At 69.2% G+C, this 989-nt stretch carries 1 protein-coding gene; it reads left to right on the top strand.

Annotation, left to right across the window (positions count from 1 at the left end):
• Nucleotides 1–54 precede the first annotated feature (54 nt).
• On the top strand, nucleotides 55–989 hold a 935-nt coding region (locus ACXC9Q_RS41865), incomplete at its 3' end, for an IS1380 family transposase (protein WP_457062611.1).

Raw genomic sequence — 989 nt, 5'->3', positions numbered from 1 at the left:
GACGATGTGGTTTGTCTAGGACCATGTCGTGCGCAATCGAGGAGCACCTTCGAGGTGAAGAGTACCGGGTTGTATCCGTGTGTTCGGGTTGATGCGGCCGGTTCGGGTGTGGTGTCGCAGGCTGGTGGCCTGTTGCTCACCGAGACGGTCCGAGCCAGTGGCCTGGACGCGGAGCTGTCGAGGGTGTTGGCGGCGTGGCGCAAGCCGTTGGCCCGGCATGACCCGGCCAAGATCGTCATCGATCTGGCCGTCGCGCTCGGGCTAGGTGGGGACTGCCTGGCCGATATCGCGGTGCTGCGTGCCGAGCCGGGCCTGTTCGGTTCGGTCGCGTCGGATCCGACGGTGTCACGCACGGTCGACGCGCTTGCCGGCGACGTCGAGGCGGTGCTCAAGGCGATCAACGTCGCCCGGGCCGCAGCGCGTGCGCGGGTGTGGGCGTTGGCCGGCGAGCACGCGCCGGACGCCGGTCGCGATGCCGACGCCCCGCTGATCATCGATACCGACGCGACCTTGGTGGGTTCGCATTCGGACAAGCAGGGCGCGGCGCCAACCTTCAAGCGGGGCTACGGGTTCCACCCGTTGTGCGCGTTCGTCGACCACGGACCCGACGGGTCCGGTGAGCCACTGGCGGTCATGTTGCGACCCGGGAACGCCGGCTCGAACACCGCCGCCGACCACATCACCGTGGTCCGCGACGCGCTCAAACAGATCCCCGGGCACCGGTCGGGGACCCGGCCTGGACGCAAGGTCTTGATCCGTACCGACGCGGCTGGCTGCACCCACGAGTTCCTCGACTGGATCGTCGGCCAGCGGTTGTCGTACTCGGTCGGGTTCACCCTGCCCGACGACTTCGCCCAGGCCCTGTCGCGGATCCCGAAGCAGGCCTGGACACCGGCGATCGACGCCGATGGCCGGGTCCGCGACGGCGCCTGGGTCGCCGACGTCACCGCCCTGCTCAACTTGTCGAAATGGCCGGCCGGGATGCGGGT

The sequence above is a fragment of the Kribbella sp. CWNU-51 genome, assembly GCF_054073265.1.
Note: the sequence above shows the minus strand (reverse complement) of the source record. Positions and strands in the feature narration are given on the sequence as shown.